Origin of the sequence: Janthinobacterium amylolyticum (assembly GCF_051380655.1) — a bacterium.
In the GTDB taxonomy this organism is placed as follows: Bacteria; Pseudomonadota; Gammaproteobacteria; order Burkholderiales; family Burkholderiaceae_D; genus Janthinobacterium.
The window spans coordinates 1-20,526 of record NZ_JBNYXL010000022.1; the positions used below are offsets into that span (position 1 = coordinate 1).

A 20,526-nucleotide genomic window follows, 5' to 3' on the forward strand; every position below is an offset into this window, starting at 1 on the left:
CCATTACCTGATGCACCGGTATAACTGGATACGGCCGCATCAGTTCAACCAGGGACTGGCACCGGCCGTCGTCGAAGAAAAACTTAATATAGTGTCCGGGATGGGTTGACCACTACAATTCGACTCCAGCGCGGACGGAGAATTACCAGGTGAATGAAAATAATTGTTGGTAAATTGACATTCTCCAGCATTGCTAGAGGATTTCCCGCCTTCGATAACGCGAAATTTTGGAAACTTAACAGGATCGATCATGATGTTCTTTATGTATTATTTCCATTTTGAAATATTTCCTCGTATTTCGTATTTGGAAGTTAATGGCTATAGCGGAGCTCCTTAAAGCAGAGCAAAGGTGGCAGCATCGTTGAATCAAGAGAAGCTTTCCGGCCACCAAGCCCTACCTTAAGCGTACTGCGGCCTTCTTGGCTGGCTCGGCCGGCAATCCCGCCGGCCAACCTCTGTAGACAGTGTCTTACTATCGAATGCTGTTTGAGGGCATATCCTCCTCCAGTTCGTCATCGTTATCGTAAATAGGCGCTACAAGACCGCTTGCCCGCCATTTCAATGGCTTCGGTCGACGTGGCTCAGGCAAAGCCACCCCTTCAACAAAATGCTTGTTCCAGATCGGCTTGAACGGCTCATCCCGGTCCTTTGGCTTCACGTGGTACCTCGCGGCCGGATTGGCCCTGGACGGGAGTAGCTTGCCCGGGAGTGGAACAACGTGAACAAGATTATCATTTTTATATTTAATAAACGCACAGTCGTAACCGAAAATCCAGATGGTCTCAACTAACCGTGCCAGCCTGACATTCAACTGAGCACGCTTTTCCTTGGCTTGGTCATCGTCCGCGAGATATAAATAACTCAATGTATCCTCAACAAACGACTCATCGAAGACCCCCTCACCTTTCGCTGCCTCTTCCGCCTGGAGAGCCTCCAATCGAACGCTAAGTTTCTCAAACTCGTCCTGCAGACGGATAGACTTGTTGACGAACGCCGTTATGCGCCCGCCGCTTGCCGCAATTGCATCAGAAATACGCTCAGTTTGTTCACGATTTTCCTTGATCGCATGCTCCAAGGCTGCAATCTCCTCGCTTTTTCGGTGGGCACCTTCATCACGCAAGCTTTCATGCGAGTGCTCATAGAGCGCTTGAAGAAGCGGCCCATCTGCGTTTTTGGCCGACATCGTCGCGCACGTAGTGAGCCCGGCAATCCGATCTGCACAACTAAGTTGCGCGCGGCTGTAACCTTTCGCTCCATTTTTTCTCTGGATCGGGGCACCGCAGCAGCCACAGTACATCAGGCCAGAGAAAATGTTGTAATAGTGGACATCACGCCGCTTCGCAACGGTTCGTCCATTAATCGAGGCCCGTGCTGCGCGCCACAATTCTTCGGACACAATTGGGTCGTAATAGCGCTTGATCGGCTCACCAACCGCTAAACCACGCCAGTTTTGCTCCCGGGCCTCGTAGGTTGTAATTCGATGCTGATGCTCTCCTACGACCGCCCGGTTGCGAAGAAGCTGACCGGCCATTTGAGCATGCCAGCGTTTTCCAGTGAGACCAAGGCGGGTAGGAACCGGCCACTTTTCTTCGTTTGCGATCTTGGCGATTGCTTTCTGCCCCAAGCCCTTGGCGGCCAGTTCGAACACCCGGCGGACGCTCTCGGCCTTCTCTTTGTCTACTATCCAAGGAGAAAACTTCGAATCGCGCGACAACCAACCTGGCGCCGTCCCGAAGGCTTGTTGAGAACCTTTATCGCGATGAATCTTGAAGGTCTTCCGCAGCCGCCGGGACTTCTGATTCGACTCGTCATGGCCCCGGTAAAGCGTGATCACGCTCATCATGAACGACGGCAGATCGCTCATCGCGTTTTTGTCCCAGACCTTACCATCGTTAAGAGTAACGATAACCAGTCCACTATTGATGAGCGACATCGTCAAAGCAATCGCCGGCTGCAAGCCTTGCCGCGTGATGCGGTCAAAGGCTTCAACAATAAGATGGGTGCCAGGAACAATTTCGCCGGTAGCAAGCATGTGCTGTAACTTGGCCAAATCCCCGGTTTGCGCGTTCGCGCCCGAAAATGCAGAAACGCCTTCATCGCGAAACTTCAAAGACTCGTCAAGTTTCCATCCCTTTTGCTTGCACCACTCCCGGGCCATCTCTTGCTGCCGTTCAACGCTGGTACCCTTGCCCTGCTTGGCGGAGCTGAATCGGATATAACTGAGAACACGCGGTTGATCGGTGCCTTGGGGTTGTTCGAGAACGATAGTCATTTTCGCTAGAAAGTTGTTGAGGTAGTAGGTATAGCTGATTTCACCCGGCACAAATCCGACACAAAGTCCCTCTCCCTAAAAATATTGCAAAAACTACCTTTGTTTAGTAAAGGAAACTTTATATTGAAGTTAGTGTACGGACTCCCACACCAGCGTCTATCCACGCGAAGTGGTCAAGCAGGCGCTGCTGCACAACGCGGCCAGCGTCATGCTGGCGCATAACCACCCGTCCGGCACGCCCGAGCCCAGCGAATCGGATTTATTACTCACGCGCGCGCTGGTACAGGCCTTGTCGCTGGTGGACGTGCGCATACTCGACCATTTCGTCGTGGCCGGGCGGCAAGTACATTCGTTTGCCGAGCACGGCCAGATCTAGCGCAGCGGCGGCCCGGCAGCGGCAAATATACAGTTAACCATGTGTAAACAAGGACATACGTGACATCGTCAAGAGTCTTGTCTAGCAGTAAACAAGGCTGTTTACAAGTGTTTTCCCCTATGAAGATGGGCAAAAGTCCAATTGTTAAATTAAATCACAACAACATGACACAATTGTTTTTCGCAAGTCATTGATAAATCGGCTTATTTTGGATATACTCTCGTTTTTCCAATTTGGAATATCTTTAAGGAGTGCGCCATGGCACGTGTTTGCCAAGTCACTGGGAAGAAGCCGATGGTCGGCAACAATGTTTCCCATGCAAACAACAAAACCAAACGTCGTTTTTTGCCTAACTTGCAGAATCGTCGTATTTTTGTTGAATCTGAAAACCGCTGGGTCTCCCTGCGTTTGTCCAACGCCGGTCTGCGCGTCATCGATAAAGTCGGCATCGACGCCGTATTGGTCGATATGCGCGCTCGTGGCGAAAAAGTCTAATTAGCAGAATAAGGGAGCTATCATGGCAAAATCAGGCCGCGACAAAATCAAGTTAGAATCGACCGCCGGTACGGGTCACTTCTACACGACCACCAAAAACAAGCGTACGACGCCTGCGAAAATGGAGATCATGAAATTTGATCCTAAAGCACGCAAGCACGTAACGTACAAAGAAACCAAGATCAAGTAATTGATATTGTGTTCTGTAAAAAGAGCCGCTCCGATGAGCGGTTTTTTTTCGTCCTGATTTTTACGCCTGCGCCCTCGCCTGTTGTATACGGACGAAAAAAAGGCCCTGGAAACCAAGGCCTTGCGCGTGGCGGTAACGCTGTTTATGCGTAGCTGCGCAGGCGCAGTGAAAAGTCTTGCAGCGACTTGATGCCCGACGCTTCGGCGCGCGTGCACCAGTCTTGCAGCTTCTGCAGCAATTGCTCGCGCGTAAAGTGCGAACGTTCCCAGATGGCGCCCAGTTCCACGCGCATGTGGTGCATGGTTTCCAGTGCCTTGCTGTGCTGGAACAATTCCGACAGCTGCTCGTGGTGTGCATCGGCCAGCTTGCCCGGCTCGCGCTGCATCAGCTTGCGCGACGATTTCAGGAAGCGCTTTTCCAGCTCGGCCTTGTGCTTCAGGTGTTCCAACTCTTCCTTCCAGGCATGCTTGATCGATTTCGCATACTTGGCCATCACGTCATAGCGGTTGGCGATCACCGATTGCAAGGTCTCGAAGTCCGCTTCCAGCTTGCCGTGCGAGAACTTCGGTGCCGGCGCCAGCTTTTTCACCTTGGCCAGGCCCAGCATTTCCAGCGCACGGATATACGCCCAGCCGATATCGATTTCATACCATTTCGACGACAGCTTGGCCGACGTCGCATACGTATGGTGGTTGTTGTGCAGCTCTTCGCCACCGATCAGGATGCCGAAGGGAATGATGTTGGTAGCGGCATCGGTGCAATCGTAGTTGCGGTAACCCCAGTAGTGGCCAATGCCGTTGATGATGCCGGCCGCCGTAATCGGTATCCACATCATTTGCACGGCCCACACGGAAATGCCGATCACGCCGAACAAGGCAAAGTTCACGAAGAAGAGGATCACCACGCCTAGCCAGCTGTACTTGGTGTACAGGTGGCGCTCGATCCAGTCCGTTGGCGTGCCGTGGCCATACTTGGCCAAGGTTTCCATGTTCTTCGATTCTGCGCGGTACAGCTCGGCGCCTTCCCAGAAGACTTTCTTGATGCCGCGCGTCACGGGGCTGTGCGGATCTTCTTCCGTATCGCACTTGGCGTGATGCTTGCGATGGATGGCAGCCCACTCCTTGGTGACCTGGCCCGTCGTCAGCCACAGCCAGAAACGGAAGAAATGGCTGGGAATCGCATGCAATTCCAGCGCGCGGTGGGCCTGGTGGCGGTGCAGGTAAATCGTGACGCTGGCGATCGTGATGTGCGTGACCACCATGGTGTACAGAAACACTTGCCATGCGGACAGATCGGTAATGCCAGTGGCCATGAACTGCAAAACGTCGTGTAAAACGGAACTCAATGTCATTACTACTACTCCAAGTGGACAGGGCATGCGCACGGTCGCTCCAGTCGTTCTGGAGGTCCGGCAGAGTTAATTTTAGGCGTGATTGTACGCCCTAATGGGTGCGGTCAGGCAAAAACGGAGGCGGGCAGCGAGGTTAAGGCTGCGTGCCGGAAGGCGCGGAATCACCATCTGCAGCACTGATGAGCGGTGCAGGAGGCGTACCTACAATACGCAATTCACGTTGCGGGAAAGGTACAGAGACCTGATGTTCCTGCAAGGTGCGCCAAATGGCGCGGTTCACATTCGACTTCACGCCGCCCGTGCCATTTTCCGGGTCCGCGATCCAGAAACCGATCTGCAGATCCAGGCCGTCGGCGCCGAAACGCACGAGCGTGACGGATGGCGGATTGCTTTGCGACACGCGCGGCACCTTGGCCGTGGCCGCTTCCAGCAAGGGGAAGATGGCATCGAGATCGGTTTCATACGCCACCGACACGGTGGTCGACAGCCACACCATGCGGTTGCTCAGCGACATGTTCTGCACGCCGCCGGAAATCAGCATTTCATTCGGCACGATGGATTCAACGCCGTCGCCACCCAATAACACAGTATAGCGCGTATTGATCTGCGTGACTTTGCCCGTAAACTGACCAACCGTAATCATGTCGCCGATGGTCAGGCTGCGGTCGAGCAGGATGATGAAGCCGGAGACGAAGTTCGCGGCGATCTTTTGCAGGCCGAAGCCCAGCGCCACGCCGAAGGCGCCGCCAAACACGGACAGCACCGTCAAGTCGATGCCCACCAGCGACAGGCTGACGAGCACGGAAACGAGGATCAGCACGGCGCGGCCCATGCGCGACAGCACCACGCGCAAGGAGGTGTGCAAGCCCTGCATTTTCATCAGGCGCTCGTCGAGCGACGTGCCGGCCCACATGGCCAGTACCAGCAGCACGGCCACCGAGATGGCCGCTTGCAGGATGGCGGCGACGGAAACCTTGTTGCGCCCCAGCGGCACGATGATACCTTCCAGGAATGCATGCAATTCCGGCCACAAGCCCGTGATGTACATGGCCATGCCGGCCCACACCACGACCGTGAAGATTTTTTCCAGCAGCAACATCGTGGGACTGACCTCGCCATGACGGGCAAAGATGCGGCGCAGCACATAAAAACCGAAGCGCACCAGCGCCATCGAGGTGCACAGGGGAATGGCAATACTCAGCAGGTTTACCGATTGGAACTTGGCCAGAAAGTGTTGCGCAATGCCCAGCAGCATGGCCGCCAGCACAGGCGTCAGGATGCGGATGAAGCTGTCCGTGCGCTGCAGGGTTTCCGGATTCGCCGGCGTGGTCGCCGCTTCCGCCCGCTTGTGCAGGAATTCGCGCAACTGCCGCACCAGCAGCCAGCTCAGGGCCAGGCAGGCGACGATGACCAGCGCCTGCCACAGGATGGCCGGTTGGCGGAAATCGTCGACAAAGTCAGTGATCAGGTTCAGCAGTGGGGTTTCATTCATGGCGGATGCGGTCCGGAAGGTGAGACAGGTGGGACGAAGATGGTACGGATGGGAAGTAATCCCATGCCGCCAGGCGGGCCGGCGGCATTGCATGGCCACCGCTGCAAGGCGCAGCGGCGGCCCGTGTCGACTTACTCGGCTTGTTCAGCGTCAACGTCGTCGGCCGGCTTTTCATCGGCGTAGACTTTTTTCGGCATGACCTTGCGCTCGAACACGGCGGCAAAGAAGCCGTCCGTCTGGTGCAGGTGCGGCAGCAATTTCAGGTAGTCGCCCATTTCCAGCTCGATCTTCTGCTCGGCCAGCACCTTATTCATCGGCACCAGGGTGAAGTCCGGATGGGCGGCCAGGAATTGCTCGGCGATAAAATCGTTTTCTTCGTTCAGGAAGCTGCAGGTGGCGTACACCAGGCGGCCGCCGCCCTTGACCAGGCGCGCCGCGCCGGCCAGGATGGCTGCCTGCTTGGCTTGCAGCTCGACGATCGAGTTCGGCTGCTGGCGCCACTTCACGTCCGGATTGCGGCGCAGGGTGCCCAGGCCGCTGCATGGGGCATCGACCAGCACGCGGTCGATCTTGCCGGCCAGGCGCTTGATCTTGGCATCGCGCTCATGCGCGATCTGCACCGGATGCACGTTCGACAGGCCGCTGCGGGCCATGCGCGGCTTCAGCTTGGCCAGGCGTTTTTCCGACACGTCGAACGCATACAAACGGCCCGTGTTGCGCATCAGCGCGCCCAGTGCCAGCGTCTTGCCGCCCGCGCCGGCGCAGAAATCGACCACCATCTCGCCGCGCTTGGCGCCGACGATCTGCGACAGGATCTGGCTGCCTTCATCTTGCACTTCGATGGCGCCGCTCTGGAACAGGGGCAGGTTTTGCAACGATGGCTTCTTGATGACGCGCAAGCCCAGCGGCGCATACGGCGTCGGCGTGCTGAGGATCGGCGCTTCAGCTAGGGCCAGCATCACGTCGTCACGCGTGGCCTTGAGCGAATTGACGCGCAGGTCCAGCGGCGCCGGCGCGTTCAGCGCATCGGCCAGCTTCATGGTTTCCGCTTCGCCGAACTGGGCGATCAGCTTGTCGAACAGCCAGGTCGGCATGTTGGCGCGCATGTTGGACGGCATCAGGCTGCGGTCGATCTGCGTGATGCGTTCCAGCCATTCCACTTCTTCTTCCGTCAGGCCGCCCAGCGAATCGGCGCCCACCGCTTCGGCCAGGCCGAGGATGGTCAGGCGGCGCATGGTCGGGCCACTGCCCGCTTCGGCGAAGTCCGTGAAGAACGATTTGTTGCGCAGCACGGCATAAATGCCTTCGGCGATGGCGCCGCGCTCGCGCGAACCGAGGCGCGGATGGTCGCGGAAATAGCGCGACAGGGTGGTGTCGGCCGGGGCCGTGAAACGTAAAATTTCGCGCAATACTTCTTCAGCATTGGCAAGTATCGCTGGTGGCAATCTCATTGTTATTTTTCCTGTAATATTTTATTGAGGGTCCACGCGGACCTGGCCATGCTCGACTGACAGTTTATCGTCAATGAACAGGCGGATGGCGCGCGGGTAAAGCAGATGTTCCTGTACCAGCACGCGCGCCGATAAGCTGTCTTCTGTGTCGCCCGGCAAGACGGGGACGGTGGCGCTTGCCACGGCCGGACCATGGTCAAGCTCGGCAGTCACGAAATGCACGGTCGCGCCGTGTTCCGTCACACCCGCCTCGAGCGCCTGGCGGTGCGTCGCCATGCCCGGGAACAGCGGCAGCAGCGACGGGTGGATATTCAGCATGCGCCCAGCGTAATGCTCGACGAAGGGCGGCGTCAGGATGCGCATGAAACCGGCCAGTACCACCAGGTCGGGGGCAAAACCGTCGATCACGGCTTGCAGCGCCGCATCGAACTGTTCACGGCTGGCATAATCCTTGTTGGCAACGATTGCGGTCGCTATCCCGTGTTCCGCGGCAAACACCAGTCCCTGGGCATCGGCCCGGTTACTGATGACGGCGGCAATACGGGCAGGCCATTGCTCGGCTTGCGCCGCGCGCACGACCGCTTCCATGTTGCTGCCGCGTCCGGAAATGAGGATAACGATATTTTTCATAGCGCGCATTGTACCCGCTATGGCGATGTGAACCAAGAAAGGCCGGCATTATTGTTGCGGCGCAACATGGCTGCGCGGCAGCGGCCACCACCGGGCAATGCCGCCCGCCACGCTGGCGAACGGCTGTTTTTACGCTAGCTTAACGAGAGTAAGTATTTACTCGAACGAATAGAAGACGCGGAACGGCACTTTCTTCTCGGCCCAGTAGTCGGCCGCATCGCGGAACACGTCGAGCAGGATCTCGCGCGCTTCCTTGTCGAATTTTTGCGTATTTGGCAATTGCTCGAGCACCACCAGGAAACCCGTCTGCGGACCGGCCTTGAACATGGTATCGGTCAGGCACAGGCGCAACGCATCAAAATTCTTCGCCAGATTTTTTGGAAACAGGAATGCTTCTGCAATAATGCCGATGACTTGTTGTTTGGTCTGTCCAGCGTTGCAATGCGCATATAAAAAGTGCTGCCCGAGACGGATCGCCTCGTCTTGTAATTCGGTCACGCGAAAGGCACGGATGGACTGGACAAGGTTGGGCGGCACGGTTAGTAACAAACTCATTTTTCCCTCAAATCGACCTGTTATGTATGGATCTCTTCTAGCTGCTCTTCTTATTACATCCCCGCACGCGGGTCAATGCGCACGCGGTGATTCGATCTGTATCAACTTTTATGCGATTCAGTGCGATTTTATATAAGCCATACGCGTATTAGGGTAACGTGTTGTCCTGCATGAATCAACCCGAATATGATGTCAAACGCAAGATTTGTTACAAACCACCCCTTTCAAGTCATTCAACATCGTGTATCGATTGAAAGTGCATGTTACAGACTGTGGGGCAAGGGTCCTTGGCTGTTACATTTTGTTGCCAGGCGAAACACAAGCCAAAGTCCAGCGGGATTACTATAGTCCCAAGTTGTAAAAAATACCCTGAAAGATTCTCTAGATAACGAGGTTACAAAATGAACTTGCAAGCCAAATTGATGATGTCAGCCCTTTGTATCGGTGCTTTGCCACTCGCCCAGGCCGCCGACTTTGAAGATTTCGGCAAGGTCGTGCGCGTCGTGCCACAGGTGGAACAGATCAACCGTCCACGCCAGGAATGCCGTACGGAATACGTGCAAGTCCAGGCACCGCCACAGCAGCGCAGCGCGGGCGGCTCCATCGTCGGCGGTATCGCCGGCGCCCTGCTCGGCAGCCAGGTCGGTAGCGGCAACGGCCGCACGGCTGCCGCGGCAGCCGGTGCGATTGCCGGCGCCGTCGTTGGCGACCGCGTCGACAACCAGAACAACTACCAGGGCGGCGTGCAGGAACAAGCCGTCAAGCAATGCCGCCAGGTCGACCATTGGGAATCGCGCAACACGGGCTACCAGGTCACGTATGACTACCGCGGCCGCAACTACACGAGCATCATGTCCTACGATCCAGGCGAACGCATCCGCCTGCGCGTCTCGATCGAGCCAGCTCAACAGTAACGCCTGACATAAGCTGCTGCGCGTCGGCACAGGCGGCCTGCGAGGCTCACCGTACTCTGGTACGGTTGCGCTTCTCGGCCACCTCTGCCTTCTGCTCGCGACGCTTCTGCCAAGCGTCGTTGCTCAGCACTAAAATGCCGGCCCCATGTCTTTCTCATGGAGCCGGCATTTTTTATGGCGCTCAACCACGGGCTATAATGCGCCACACTTTCAGGCCGCCTTATGCTTATCAAACGAAAATCCATCGAACAAGTCGAATCCTCGCGCCCGGCGCGCAAACCCCGCTACGCCCCCGTCACCCTGTCGGAAATGGATGGCGTGCGCTATCTGCATTTCGGCACGGAATGGGTGCAGGGCGCCATGCGCATCCGCAAGCCGGACTGGCCGGAGCTGGAATACGCGCAGCAGATGATGGCGTGGATGTTGTGGATACGGGAACCGCAGCGCATCGCCCAGCTGGGCCTGGGCACGGCCGCGCTGACCAAGTTCTGCTACCGCCAGTTTCCGCAAGCACAGGTCGAGGCCATCGAACTCAATCCTTCCGTCATCACCATCTGCGCCTCGATGTTCAAGCTGCCGCCCAACGACGAGCGCCTGCACGTGCGCGAAATGGATGCGCTCGACTACGTCAACGACGACGCCAACCATGGCACCCTGGACGCCCTGCAAGTGGACTTGTATGACGCCACGGCGCGCGGCCCCGTGCTCGACAGTGCCGAGTTCTACGCTGCCTGCTGCGCCTGCCTGGCGCCGCACGGCATCATGACGGTCAACCTGTTTGGCGACCATCCCAGCTACGCCAAGAACATCAAGGCGATGAAGTTTGCGTTTGAACAGGTGATCTGCCTGCCGGAAGTCCATGATGGGAACGTGGTGGCAATCGCCTTCAAGACCAGGGTGCCGCTCGATGCCGAGGCACAAGCTGCCCTGCTCGAGCGCGCCAGGCAGATAGTCGCCGACACCAAGCTGCCCGCGAAGAGCTGGGTCAAGGGCATCGCCAGCACGCTGTAAGCGCCGGTACGCCCATGCAAGGCCGGCAGCCCTGAAAGGCCCCGGCCATGCCCTCCCCCTTCCCGCCTCCAGCCGGCACCACGCTGGACTTGCCGCAACTGCTGGCCTGGCTGCAGGAAGACGGCATGCTCGACGCCGCGCAAGCGGCCGCCACCCTCGCCCAGGCCGCCCTGCTGCCCGCCCCCGCCCTGCATCCGCTGTGCCACGTCGTCCATCCCGCACTCACGCTCGATGCCCTGTGCGCCTGGCTGGCACAGAGGACCAGGCTGGCGTATGTGCGCATCGACCCGCTGCATATCGATTTCAGCCAGGTGGCCGACGTGATGACGGCCGGCTATGCGGCCCGTTTCAACATCCTGCCCGTGGAATGCACGCCAGAGCGCATCGTCATTGCCACGGCGCAGCCGTATGCGCTCGATTGGCAGGCGGAGCTGGGCAGCGTGGCGCCGCGCAAGCTCAGCCTCGTCATCGCCAACCCCCGGCATATCGCCGACGCCATCACGCAGTTTTTCAGCCTGGCCAGTTCCGTCAAGGTGGCCAGGCTGGCTTCCACGCAAGACCTGGCGCTGCGCCACAATGTCGAGCAACTGGTGGAACTGGGACGCAACAAGACCAGCCTGGATGCCAACGACCAGCACGTCGTGCGCATCGTCGACTGGCTGTGGCAATACGCATTCGCCCAGCGCGCCTCGGACATCCACCTGGAACCGAAGCGCGATGCTGGCCTGGTGCGCCTGCGCATCGACGGCCAGCTGCACCAGGCCTACCAGGTGCCGCCCGTGGTGCTGCTGGCCATGACGGCGCGCATCAAATTGCTGGGGCGCATGGACGTGGTGGAAAAGCGCCGCCCGCAGGATGGCCGCATCAAGACGCGCAATGCGCAGGGCCAGGAAATCGAGCTGCGCCTGTCGACCCTGCCGACGGCCTTTGGCGAAAAGCTCGTCATGCGCATCTTCGATCCCGAGATCGCCATCAAAAGCCTGGCGGACCTGGGTTTTCCGCCCGCCGACGCGCAGCGCTGGCAACAGTTGACGGCGCGCACGCATGGCATCGTGCTGGTGACAGGCCCGACCGGCTCGGGCAAGACCACCACCCTGTACAGCACCCTGAAAGCACTGGCCGGCAGCACCGTCAATGTGTGCACGGTGGAAGACCCGATTGAAATGGTCGAGCCGGCCTTCAACCAGATGCAGGTGCAAAGCCAGGCCGGCCTGGAACTGTCGTTTGCCGACGGCGTGCGGGCGCTGATGCGGCAAGATCCCGACATCATCATGGTGGGCGAAATCCGCGACCTGGCCACGGCCGAGATGGCCATCCAGGCGGCCTTGACCGGGCATCTGGTGCTGTCGACCCTGCATACGAATGACGCGCCGTCCGCCGTCATGCGCCTGCTGGAACTGGGCATCCCCGCCTATCTGCTGGAGGCGTGCCTGGCCGGCGTGCTGGCGCAGCGCCTGCTGCGCTGCCTGTGTCCCGACTGCAAGCAGCCCGACGCGCCACCAGGCGAAGCGCAATGGCACAGCCTGACAAGCGGCCAGCTGGCGCGCCCCGGCGCCATCTACCGTCCCGTCGGCTGCGCCCTGTGTCGGCACAGCGGCTACCGTGGCCGCGCCGGCATCTACGAATTGCTGGCCGTGACACCGGCGTTCAGCGCGCTGGTCAAATCCGGCGCCGACCTGCACGCGCTGCGCCGGCAAAGCATCCTCGACGGCATGATGCCCCTGCGCCTCGCCGGCGCGCAGCAAGTCATCGACGGCACCACCAGCATCGACGAAGTGCTGAAGCTCACGGCAGACCTGCATTGACGCGTCATTACTTTCTTGCAGGAAGGCTTTGCATTCTTTTTCAACTGATATATAATGCGGCCTCTTTCGGGTCGTTAGCTCAGCTGGTAGAGCAGCGGACTTTTAATCCGTTGGTCGCAGGTTCGAATCCCGCACGGCCTACCACGAATGCGCAGTACTAAAAAGCCCATCCTCACGGATGGGCTTTTTTCGTTTCCCACCCCGCGGTTATACTGGCTGTTCGTCTTGCCAGCCCTGAAAGAAACGCATGAAACTTGCCGCCACCTTGCTGCTTGCCAGCGCCAGCCTGTCTGCCCAGGCACAGCCGCAACCGCCCATCGTGCTCGATGGCATGTACACCCAGCGAACGGACGAGATGAGCCTGGAACTGATCGGCAACCGGGTCTGCTTTGCGCCCGACAAGGCGCAGTGGGGCCGCTTGCCCCGCCCTGCCGCCACGCACGATGCGTGGTTTTGTTTCAGCAACGATGCCGAGGCGCGCCGGCTGCTGCGCGTGCCCCCGCGCCAGGAAGACAATTGCGGCTGGCAGGCACGGGCGCGCATCATCATCGATACCTATCAGCCGTATCTGGAGCAAGGCGATGGCAACGACATGGCGCGCCTGCAATCGGTGGTCAAGGTGGCGCAGCCGAACGCCATCGCCTGCGAATAAATCAGCCGAGTTCGTATTCGCGCAGATAGGCGGCGAACAGGTCGCCATCGGCCAGCGGACACGCAAACCCCGCGCCCCAGTCGGCCAGCAGCAACTGTTCTTTCAGCGGCAGCAGCAACAGTTCAGGCATCCCATCGCTGCACCACAGGTCGCACACCATGCCCTCGTCGTCCAGGCCGGCGAACAGCGTTTCCGTCTTCTCGCCGCCAAAGGCCAGCACATTCTTGCATTCCACGCGGTAACTGCTGTAGCCCGTGTAGACGGCATCGTAGGGCGGCAAGCTGCCGGCCAGCGCCAGCCGCAGCTGATCGGCAGTAAGACCCAGCGCGCGCATCTGCGACGGCGGCGCCTCGGGCACGAACATCTGCGTCCAGCCGGCGCCGCTGCGGTGCGCATCGGCAAAGGCCTGCTGTTCGCCCATCTGCGTCAAACAGTGCTGTAGATTATCCAACGGCAACAGTTCGATCATGCAAAAATCATCTTCGTGGTAGTACGCTTCCCGCATGCTTCAGTTCCCCAGCAAATCTTGCAATTGCACATTGCGCCGCGCCGTCAGCCGGCCGGCCCAGGTCTCGCTGGTCACGGATGGATAGCGCACGGCGCCGAAATTCATCCAGGCATCGCGGTACGCCAGCCACAGGCGCTGGGTGGCGCGGATGCCGTCCTTGCTGACGGCGCCCGCATAGGTTTCCGCCGGCTTCTTCATGAGCTTGCCGTAGATGGCATTGAGCTCCTTGTCGAGCGCCGCCGCCTGCTCCTTCGTCATGCTGGCAGGCAGCTTGCCCGCCTCGTACTCGCGCAAGTCCTGCGCCAGCAGATCGAGCTCGGCCGTGCGGGCGGCGATGCTCAGGGCGGCGCGCGCCGTGCCGCTCAAGTCCGTTTCATGGGCCGCGCGCGCATCGGCAAACTTGCTTGCCGCCGCCTGCAGTTTTTGCAGCGACGCTTGCGCCGCCGCAGGCCAGCCTTCGCTGAGCTTGCCCGTCGTGTGCGCCCGCACGCGCTGCTTTTGCCGTGCTTCGATGGCGCTGCATACGCCCATCATGTAGCCACTGGTGATGTCGTCGCACAGGTCGATCATGCCGCGTCCGCTGGCATTGATCTGCTGCAGGTGCTCGATGCGGCCCTGCATCTCGGCCGGCGCCGCATCGATGCTGCACGCGTACTTCAGCGCCAGCAGCGGGTCTTTCTGCACGCCCAGTCCGTTCTGGTACAACATCATCAGCACGGCGCTGTTCTGCGTAGCCATGGCGCAATGGCGCACGGGACGCCAGTCGGCCGGCTTGGGCGAGGACATACTCTTGGTATCGTAATACAGGTCCGTCGCCGAACATTGCTGCAAGGCAGCAGCGGCAGACGGCGCCGGCAGGTCGGCCGGTGGCGGCGCGGCGTCCTTGACCTTCAGGCAGCCCGCATACCAGGCCGTGCTTTCCGCGTGGCCCACGCCCATGGCGCTGGTGTTCGGGTAGGGCGCAGCCGCAGCGGCGACAACCGGGGCGGCCAGCAGGCAGCTCGCGCCCAGCAAGAGCGTTTTCAATAAAGATAGACTAATTTTCATGGTTGGCCGGCGCCAGTGTCAGTAAAAGAACAAGTTTAACTGATCAGCCAGGCCGCGCCCGCCCGATACGTGGCCGTCGCGTCCGGTAAGTAACGGTTCATGGCCTTGGCAGCGCGGGAAAGCATGGGCAATAATGTTGCCCGCTGTACTCTTTTTAATTCTCCGGACCACGCCCATGACCTTACCCCGTCTTCGCCGTTCCCTCGGCTCCCTGCTGATCGCAGCGGCCTGCGCCTCGCTGGCAACGACCGTCCACGCCGCCGATACCACGCCGGCATCGCCAGTTGCCGCCACACAAGCCAACGCCAAACACGCCATCACGCATGAAGACGTGTGGCTGATGAAACGGGTCGGCGCGCCCGTCGCCAGCCCGGATGGAAAGTGGGCCGTGTTTTCCGTGGTCGACAGCGCCTACGACAGCAAGGATCAATGGTCGGACCTGTGGATCAAGTCGCTTGGCGACGACAGTCCCGCACGCCGCCTGACCTCGACCAAGGGCGGCGAAAGCGCCGTGGCCTGGTCGCCGGACAGCCGCCAGCTGGTCTTCGTTGCCAAACGCGACGGCGATGATGCGGGCCAGATCTACCGCCTCGACGTGGCCGCTGGCGGCGAAGCACAACGCCTGACCTCGCTGACCATGGGCGCGCGCATGCCGAAATGGAGCCCGGACGGCAAGCAGCTGCTGTTCATCAGCGACATCTATCCTGGCAACAAGACGGAAGCCGACGTCAAGCAAAGCGCGAAGGAACGCAAGGACCGCAAGTACAGCGCCCGTTCCTATGAAACGACGGCGCCGCGCTACTTCGACAAATGGCTGACCGACAAGCAGGTACGCCTGTTCGTCGTCGATGCGCAAGCCGATGCCAAGCCACGCGACATCCTGTCGGGCACGCAACTGGCCGCCCTGCCGGGCTTTGGCGGCGGCCAGGGCGATGAAGGGCAATCGCTGGACGCCATCTGGACGCCGGATGGCAAGGCCGTCGTTTTCAACGCGGCCACCAACCGCGATGCGGCCCAGCGCGAAGCCGTCTACTCGCAGCTGTATTTGCTGCCCGTGGCGGGCGGCGAAGCGCAGCGTCTGACACAAGACAAGCACAGCTATGGCAGCCTGAAATTTGCCGCCGACGGCAAGACCCTGTTCGCCCTCAGCGACGCGGAAACGCCGGGCAAGGTGTATGACGTGAAGCGCCTGGCCAGTTTCGCCTGGCCGATCGCCAACCCCGCACCGACCATCCTGACGGCCAAGCTGGACCGCTCGATTTCGCGCTACGTGCTGCCGGAAGGCGGCAAGCGCGTCATCTTCAGCTATGAGCATGCGGGCCTGGAAAAGCTGTACTCGATCGATACCAAAGGCGGCGAGGTGCGCGACGAGCCATCCTTGCCAACGGGCAGCATCGGCTCGCTGAGCAGCGGCGGCAAGGCCCTGGTGGGCGTGTGGGAGTCGAGCATCAACCCGCCGGAAATCTATGCCTTCAACGGCAAGCAGCCGAAGCGCCTGACGGCCTTCAACACGGACAAGGCCAGCAAGATCGACTGGCAGGCGCCCGAGCACTTCTGGTTCACCACGGCCGATGGCCGCCAGATCCATAACATGCTCGTCAAGCCGGCAAACTTTGATCCGAACAAGAAATATCCGCTGTTTACCGTCATCCATGGCGGCGCGGCCAGCATGTGGCGCGACCAGTTCGTGCTGCGCTGGAACTACCATTTGCTGGCCAAGCCAGGCTATGTCGTGCTGCTGACCGATTACAAGGGTTCCACCGGCTATGGCGAGGAATTCTCGCGCTCGATCCAGTTCGATCCCTTGAAGGGCCCGGGTGATGAAGTCAACCAGGGTGTCGATGAAGCCATCAAGAAATATCCCTTCATCGACAGCACGAAGCTGGCGGCCGGCGGCGCCAGCTATGGCGGCCACCTGGCCAACTGGCTGCAGGCAACCACCACGCGCTACAAGGCCATCGTCTCGCATGCGGGCGAAATGGACCTGATCATGCAATGGGGCACCAGCGATGGGGGCTTCGGCCGTGAAACGAATGCAGGCGGCCCAGTCTGGTCGAACCTGCCCGTGTGGCGCGATCAAAGCCCCGTCATGCAAGCGGGCAATCATGAAAAAGGCACGGGCTTTACCACGCCTATCCTGATCACCGTGGGCGAGCTCGACTACCGCGTGCCGGCCAACAATGCGCTGATGAACTTTGCCGTGCAGCAGCGCCTGAACGTGCCGGCGAAACTGCTGGTGTTCCCGGACGAAAACCACTGGATCCTGAAGGGCGAGAACAGCCGTTTCTTCTACAGCGAGGTTGAGGGCTGGCTGGCTAAATACTTAAAATAAGAACACCACAGAACAGTCCATGGCGGCGTTGCATTGCCTAGTCGTACTATTCGTACTGCCTTCGGCAATGCGCCTTGCCCTGAACGTGTTCTGAGGCGTTCTTGAAATCTTGAAAAAATGAAAAGCCAGGCTCCGCTCATGCGGGCCTGGCTTTTTTCATGCCGCTTGCACGGAGGGCGCGGCCGCCTTCTGGCGCTGGATCAGCAGCACCAGCAGGGCGGCCACCAGGCAGGCGGCGCCGGCCGCGAACAGGGCCGGGTTGTAGGTCAGCATCAGGGTGCGGATGCGGCCCGCGCCATACGCGGCCACGGCGGCGCCCAGCTGGTGGCCGGCGAAAATCCAGCCGAAGACCATGCCCGCGCGCTCCTTGCCGAAGGTGGCGCCCACCAGTTTCACGGTCGGCGGCACGGTGGCAATCCAGTCCAGGCCATAGAACATGGCGAACAGGGACAGGCCGTACAGGGTGAACTCCGAATACGGCAGCCAGAACAGCGACAGTCCGCGCAAGCCGTAGTACCAGAACAGCAGCTTGCGGTTGTCATAGCGGTCCGACAGCCAGCCGGACAGGATGGTGCCGAACAGGTCGAAGGCGCCCATCATGGCCAGCACGGACGCGGCCGGCACGGCGGACAGGCCCGAATCGCCGCACAGGGAGATGAAGTGTGTCTGGATCAAGCCGTTGGTGCTCAGGCCGCAGATGAAAAACGTGCCGAAGAGTATCCAGAAAGTGCGGTTCGCCGCCACGCTGCGCAGGATCAAAAAGGGCGTGGCAAAGGTCATTTTTGCCGCCGGCGGCACTGTCAAAGGCGTGGCCGGGTCGGCGCCGTACGGGCGCAAGGCCAGGTCCTGCGGACGGTTGCGCATGCAAAAGAAAGCCAGCACGGCAACGATGGCGCAGCTGGCAAACACGGGCATGACGGCCGTGCGCCAGCCGAAGTGCTCAATCAGCCAGGCCCCCACGGGCAGGAACAGCAGCTGGCCCGTGGCCGAGCTGGCCGTCAGCACGCCCACCACCAGGCCCCGGTGCGTCTCGAACCAGCGGTTGGCCACCACGGCGCTCAGCACCAGCGCCGTCATGCCCGAACCCAGCCCCAGCAAGATGCCCCACAGGGCCACCAGCTGCCAGAACTGCGTCATGCGCGAGGCCAGCAGCATGCCCGCCGCGATCAGGCCCAGCGCCACGCAGATGACGTTGCGCAAGCCGAAGCGCTCCATCAGGATGGCGGCAAACGGGCCCATCAGGCCAAACAGCACGAAACGCACGGCCAGGGCCGAGGAAATCTGCTCGGCATCCCAGCCGAACTCGCGGCTCAAGGGCTGCATCAAGGCCCCCGGCAAGCCCAGCGCGGCGGACGAAGTCAGCGCCGTAAGGAAGGTAATGGCGACTATGACCCAGGCAAAGTGGATGCCGCGCCGCTCCAGCCATTGCGAAAAGGGATACGAAAGCATGCTGTCCTCGTGAGAAAAAGTAATACCGACCGGCACCGGCAGGCGCGATTTTTCCCATGTTATATTATGATCGTAATTTATACAATCAAAAAAAACCGGCGCCACGTCCTAAGGCGCGGCTCCGGTCCTGGCGGCACAGCGTGCAAATGGGCCAGTCCCGGCGTGATCGGCATGCGTTTCACTGACACGCATGCCCCCTCCCGGCGGCCTGGCCCATCCTGACGCTAGTTCACCATTACTTTACCTTCAAGCCATTCTTCACGTCCGTCACGCCTTCCACGCCACGGGCCAGGTCGGCGGCTTTCTTTACTTGCGCCTGGGACGGCACGAAACCGCTGAGCATGACGACGCCATTCACGGTTTCCACGTGCACATCGAGGGCTTTCAGGTCATTGTCCTTGACGAGATCGGCCTTGATCTTGGTGGTGATGACGGAGTCTTCCACTGCCACCTTGGTGCTGCCGGCCGCGTTGCGCGTCATGCAGGCGGCCTTGGCAGTCGCATCCATGGCATCGCAATTTTCCTTCGTCGTCGCAGGCGGGTTCTGCGCCACGTTGGTGCCATCCCGGGCGCCCGTATTGGCGTCGGCCAGGGAAGCCGTTTTCGCTGCCTTGGCATCGTTCATGCACGTGGTCTTGTCGGCGCCCGTACGGTCGCCGCACTTGGCCTTGGCCAGGTCATACTCGGCATTGGCCACATCCTTGCGGGCCTTGCCCAGCTCGCGCGGCGTGTTGCGGTACTGGGCCACGGCATCCGAATCGGCCTTGGCGCGCGCCACCTTGGCTTCTTCCATGCAGACTTTCTTTGCGTTGCCGCTCTGGCTGTCACAGGCCGCCTTGGATTGCTTGTAGTCGGCGGTGGCCTTGTCCGTCAAACTCTTGTACGAGGCATCCTGCGCATACGCGGGCGTGGCGGCAAACAGGGCGCTGGCACTGGCGGCCAGTACGAGTGCGATCATTTTGTTCATGATGGTTCCTCTCTGGTTAGTTGATGCCCAGATTAGACCGCTGCCGCGCGCAAAGCTCCGTGCGACAGCACACGCTGGCAAGCCATCCGCGCAAAAAATCCACCTTCATTTGTCGCCGATCAAGCCCATCCGCCATAAAACTTGCGCCTGTTCAAATAAAGAAGCAGACCCGTCAAATGCACGCTCACCTTCCGCCAGCGCCAGCCATGCCTGGGTGGCGTGCGTACCGCCCGTCGCCGCGCCGCCGGCACGTAGCGCCCTCATCCACGCCAGCACCTCGCGGTATTGCCCGGGGCGCCGCGCATGCATCCACGCCAGTGCCACCAGATCCGCATAGCCTTCCTCGCGGCGCGTCTCGCGCAGTTCCCGCGCCTGCTGTTGCTGCTGACCCCGCTGTGCATTGCCGCGTTCGACAAAGCCGCGCGGCAAGGCATGCCAGTCGCCCTGCGCATAACGCTGGCAGTGGCCGATCTCATGCGCTGTCATCGCTTCGATCATCACGCTCTGGCGCGCTGGCGGCACGCCCTGCAGGACGGACTCAGCCATGGCATTGCCGCGCAGGGACAGCACCAGCTTGCAGCGCCCCTGGTCAAAGCCCAGCGCCAGCGGCACGGCGCCGGGCGCTTCCTGCGGCTGCACGATGATATCGATGGGCAAGCCCTGACCGCGCGCGTACTCGATGACCGGCTTTCCCGCCTGCAGCCAGCGCGTTTCCAGTTCAGTCAGACTGGCGGCGGCCACGGCGGGCAAAGGAAATAAAACGATGAGCAGGCTCATCAGCGAGAGCAGTTTCAACATGGGATCGGCGGGCAAGAGAGTGGACGTTGCTACTGCAGAGTAAGCGGTCAAAATATTTCCACAAGGAAAAACTGGCAACTTTTCAGGAAAAAAAACGAAAAAAAACCGGTGCGTTGAACTGACCCCAGATAGTTGGACGGTTTAGTTTGCTAGGTTGCCCAGGGCTGAGTTCTGTATTGCACGGGACTCAGCCCTTTTAGCTTAAGCTTGATACGATCGTGATTATAGTAG

At 60.1% G+C, this 20,526-nt stretch carries 19 protein-coding genes, 1 tRNA gene and 1 pseudogene; 9 read left to right on the forward strand and 12 right to left on the reverse strand.

The features are described from left to right. Positions 1–472: 472 nt before the first annotated feature. On the reverse strand, positions 473–2,323 hold the full coding sequence (locus ACQ4WR_RS27960; RefSeq protein ID WP_436491352.1) for a recombinase family protein: 1,851 nt from the start codon (positions 2,321–2,323) through the stop codon (positions 473–475). Positions 2,324–2,408: 85 nt separating this feature from the next. Between ACQ4WR_RS27960 and ACQ4WR_RS27965 the strand changes: the two are divergent. The 3 genes and pseudogenes from ACQ4WR_RS27965 to rpmG form a co-directional block, all read left to right on the forward strand. Further along, a pseudogene (locus tag ACQ4WR_RS27965) lies at positions 2,409–2,648 on the forward strand (JAB domain-containing protein); the annotation flags it as partial. A gap of 258 nt (positions 2,649–2,906) precedes the next feature. Beyond that, on the forward strand, positions 2,907–3,143 hold the full coding sequence (gene rpmB / locus ACQ4WR_RS27970) for a 50S ribosomal protein L28 (protein WP_010400928.1): 237 nt from the start codon (positions 2,907–2,909) through the stop codon (positions 3,141–3,143). Positions 3,144–3,165: 22 nt separating this feature from the next. Beyond that, positions 3,166–3,333 (forward strand): 50S ribosomal protein L33, encoded by a 168-nt coding sequence (gene rpmG, locus ACQ4WR_RS27975; RefSeq protein WP_010400929.1) that lies wholly within the window; start codon positions 3,166–3,168, stop codon positions 3,331–3,333. A gap of 142 nt (positions 3,334–3,475) precedes the next feature. Here rpmG and ACQ4WR_RS27980 read toward each other — a convergent pair whose 3' ends face one another. From ACQ4WR_RS27980 to ACQ4WR_RS28000, 5 genes are all read right to left on the reverse strand, one after another. Next, the gene (locus ACQ4WR_RS27980; protein ID WP_436491354.1) at positions 3,476–4,645 is read right to left on the reverse strand and encodes a DesA family fatty acid desaturase; all 1,170 of its coding nucleotides are present in this window, start codon (positions 4,643–4,645) and stop codon (positions 3,476–3,478) included. A gap of 172 nt (positions 4,646–4,817) precedes the next feature. Then, a complete protein-coding gene (locus ACQ4WR_RS27985) occupies positions 4,818–6,176 on the reverse strand; it encodes a mechanosensitive ion channel family protein (protein WP_102292655.1) in 1,359 nt (452 codons plus the stop codon). A 131-nt stretch (positions 6,177–6,307) separates the two neighbouring features. Continuing rightward, positions 6,308–7,627: an RsmB/NOP family class I SAM-dependent RNA methyltransferase gene (locus ACQ4WR_RS27990; RefSeq protein WP_102292656.1), complete on the reverse strand. Its 1,320-nt coding sequence runs from the start codon at positions 7,625–7,627 to the stop codon at positions 6,308–6,310. 21 nt (positions 7,628–7,648) lie between these two features. Further along, positions 7,649–8,257 carry a phosphoribosylglycinamide formyltransferase gene (gene purN / locus ACQ4WR_RS27995; protein WP_102292657.1) on the reverse strand — a complete coding sequence of 203 codons (609 nt, stop codon included), beginning with the start codon at positions 8,255–8,257 and terminating at the stop codon, positions 7,649–7,651. A 156-nt stretch (positions 8,258–8,413) separates the two neighbouring features. Beyond that, a complete protein-coding gene (locus ACQ4WR_RS28000) occupies positions 8,414–8,812 on the reverse strand; it encodes a barstar family protein (protein WP_086146799.1) in 399 nt (132 codons plus the stop codon). Between the two features lie 401 nt (positions 8,813–9,213). On the opposite strand from ACQ4WR_RS28000, the gene ACQ4WR_RS28005 reads away from it, so the two are divergent. The 5 genes from ACQ4WR_RS28005 to ACQ4WR_RS28025 all read left to right on the forward strand — a co-directional run bounded on the left by ACQ4WR_RS28005 (position 9,214) and on the right by ACQ4WR_RS28025 (position 13,194). Continuing rightward, positions 9,214–9,726 (forward strand): glycine zipper 2TM domain-containing protein, encoded by a 513-nt coding sequence (locus ACQ4WR_RS28005; RefSeq protein ID WP_102292658.1) that lies wholly within the window; start codon positions 9,214–9,216, stop codon positions 9,724–9,726. 222 nt (positions 9,727–9,948) lie between these two features. Further along, positions 9,949–10,737: a class I SAM-dependent methyltransferase gene (locus ACQ4WR_RS28010; protein ID WP_102292659.1), complete on the forward strand. Its 789-nt coding sequence runs from the start codon at positions 9,949–9,951 to the stop codon at positions 10,735–10,737. Positions 10,738–10,784: 47 nt separating this feature from the next. Further along, a complete protein-coding gene (locus ACQ4WR_RS28015; protein WP_436491357.1) occupies positions 10,785–12,542 on the forward strand; it encodes a GspE/PulE family protein in 1,758 nt (585 codons plus the stop codon). 68 nt (positions 12,543–12,610) lie between these two features. Continuing rightward, positions 12,611–12,686, forward strand: a tRNA-Lys gene (locus tag ACQ4WR_RS28020). Positions 12,687–12,789: 103 nt separating this feature from the next. Next, positions 12,790–13,194, forward strand: a complete 405-nt coding sequence (locus ACQ4WR_RS28025) for a hypothetical protein (RefSeq protein WP_102292661.1) — start codon at positions 12,790–12,792, stop codon at positions 13,192–13,194. A gap of 1 nt (position 13,195) precedes the next feature. On the opposite strand, the gene ACQ4WR_RS28030 is transcribed toward ACQ4WR_RS28025, so the two are convergent. After that, positions 13,196–13,663: a hypothetical protein gene (locus ACQ4WR_RS28030; RefSeq protein WP_436491359.1), complete on the reverse strand. Its 468-nt coding sequence runs from the start codon at positions 13,661–13,663 to the stop codon at positions 13,196–13,198. Between the two features lie 39 nt (positions 13,664–13,702). Beyond that, positions 13,703–14,749 carry a lysozyme inhibitor LprI family protein gene (locus ACQ4WR_RS28035; protein ID WP_436491361.1) on the reverse strand — a complete coding sequence of 349 codons (1,047 nt, stop codon included), beginning with the start codon at positions 14,747–14,749 and terminating at the stop codon, positions 13,703–13,705. A gap of 175 nt (positions 14,750–14,924) precedes the next feature. On the opposite strand from ACQ4WR_RS28035, the gene ACQ4WR_RS28040 reads away from it, so the two are divergent. Further along, positions 14,925–17,081: an alpha/beta hydrolase family protein gene (locus tag ACQ4WR_RS28040; RefSeq protein ID WP_102292664.1), complete on the forward strand. Its 2,157-nt coding sequence runs from the start codon at positions 14,925–14,927 to the stop codon at positions 17,079–17,081. Positions 17,082–17,237: 156 nt separating this feature from the next. Here ACQ4WR_RS28040 and ACQ4WR_RS28045 read toward each other — a convergent pair whose 3' ends face one another. From ACQ4WR_RS28045 to ACQ4WR_RS28060, 4 genes are all read right to left on the reverse strand, one after another. Next, entirely contained in the window at positions 17,238–18,530 is a 1,293-nt protein-coding gene (locus ACQ4WR_RS28045; protein WP_436491363.1) for an MFS transporter, read from the reverse strand. Positions 18,531–18,765: 235 nt separating this feature from the next. After that, complete coding sequence (locus ACQ4WR_RS28050) at positions 18,766–19,497, reverse strand: BON domain-containing protein (RefSeq protein WP_436491365.1); 732 nt, start codon at positions 19,495–19,497, stop codon at positions 18,766–18,768. A 105-nt stretch (positions 19,498–19,602) separates the two neighbouring features. Beyond that, a complete protein-coding gene (locus ACQ4WR_RS28055) occupies positions 19,603–20,295 on the reverse strand; it encodes a hypothetical protein (protein WP_436491367.1) in 693 nt (230 codons plus the stop codon). 149 nt (positions 20,296–20,444) lie between these two features. Beyond that, on the reverse strand, positions 20,445–20,526 hold an 82-nt coding region (locus ACQ4WR_RS28060; protein WP_436491368.1), incomplete at its 5' end, for an IS3 family transposase.